Origin of the sequence: Pseudomonas sp. (assembly GCF_050739655.1) — a bacterium.
In the GTDB taxonomy this organism is placed as follows: Bacteria; Pseudomonadota; Gammaproteobacteria; order Pseudomonadales; family Pseudomonadaceae; genus Aquipseudomonas.
On sequence record NZ_JBOIBY010000178.1, the window covers coordinates 1 to 1,574 of the forward strand.

Below are 1,574 nucleotides of genomic sequence, written 5' to 3' on the forward strand. Positions count from 1 at the left end.
AGCCCGACCAGTGTCTTGGTGAATGGATCGACCGTGAAGCACTCGCAGAAGCGATGATTCCGCTTATCGGTCAGCTCTACCGCAATAACAACGTGGTGAGCTCGATCTATGGCCGCAGCCTGATCAATCGTTCAGTCATTGCGATTCTCAAAGCTCACCGCTTTGCTCGTCACCGTCAGTCCGACGAAGCCGAGCTGTCCGTCCACGAAACAGTCCCGCTGCTCAAAGCGATGAGCGAGCTCAAACTCGGCGCCGCTTCGGTAGACCTGGGCAAGCTGGCAGCCAAATTCAAGGCTGAAGGCAATGGCCGTACTGCCGAGCAGTTCGTCCGTGAAGAAATGGCCGATGTGGTTGGCCAGCAGAACGCTTCCGCTCGCAAAGGCACCGACGTTGTCCTGTACGGCTTCGGTCGTATTGGCCGTCTGCTGGCGCGCATCCTGATCGAAAAAACCGGTGGTGGCGACGGCCTGCGTCTGCGCGCCATCGTTGTCCGCAAGGGCGCCGAGAACGACCTGGTCAAACGTGCCAGCCTTCTGCGTCGTGACTCGGTTCATGGTCCGTTCGATGGCACCATCACCATTGATGAAGCCAACAACACCATCACCGCCAACGGCAACCTGATCCAGATTATCTACGCCAAGAGCCCGGCCGAAGTCGACTACACCCAGTACGGCATCAAAAACGCTCTGATCGTCGATAACACCGGTGTATGGCGTGACGCCGACGGCCTGGGCCAGCACCTGGCCTGCCCGGGCGCTGCCCGCGTGATCCTCACCGCACCTGGCAAGGGCGCGCTGAAGAACATCGTTCACGGCATCAACCATGGCGACATCACCCCGGACGACAAGATCATCTCCGCGGCTTCCTGCACCACCAACGCCATCGTGCCGGTGCTCAAGGCAGTCAACGACAAGTTCGGCATCGTCAACGGCCACGTCGAAACCGTTCACTCGTTCACCAACGACCAGAACCTGATCGACAACTTCCACAAGGGCAGCCGTCGTGGCCGCGCCGCGCCACTGAACATGGTTATCACCGAGACCGGTGCCGCCACCGCAGCCGCCAAGGCGCTGCCAGTGCTCAAGGGCAAGCTGACCGGCAATGCGATTCGCGTTCCTACGCCGAACGTGTCGATGGCTATCCTGAACCTGAACCTGGAAAAGGCTACCACTCGCGACGAGATCAACGAGTACCTGCGCCAGATGGCCATGCACTCGGATCTGCATAAGCAGATCGACTACGTCAGCTCCCAGGAAGTGGTTTCCACCGACTTCGTTGGCTCGCGCCACGCAGGCGTTGTGGACGCAGAAGCGACCATTACCCAGGATAACCGCGTTGTTCTGTACGTTTGGTACGACAACGAGTTCGGTTACAGCTGCCAGGTGGTTCGCGTAATGGAAGACATGGCCGGTGTAAACCCGCCAGCATTCCCGCGCTAAGCCTTAGCCGCACATGAAAACGCCCCGACTTGTTCGGGGCGTTTTTGTTTGTGCGTTTCACCATTCTAAATGTGGGAGCGGGCTTGCTCGCGAAAGCGTGGTGTCAGTCGACATCAATTTTGACTGACCCAACGC

Annotated in this window: 1 protein-coding gene; it reads left to right on the forward strand. The window is 58.9% G+C overall.

Annotated elements, in window-relative coordinates; genetic code table 11:
- Positions 1-1,439 (forward strand): glyceraldehyde-3-phosphate dehydrogenase (locus ACRESJ_RS08645; RefSeq protein WP_431757537.1); only part of this gene is annotated, 1,439 nt, incomplete at its 5' end.
- Positions 1,440-1,574: the final 135 nt, after the last annotated feature.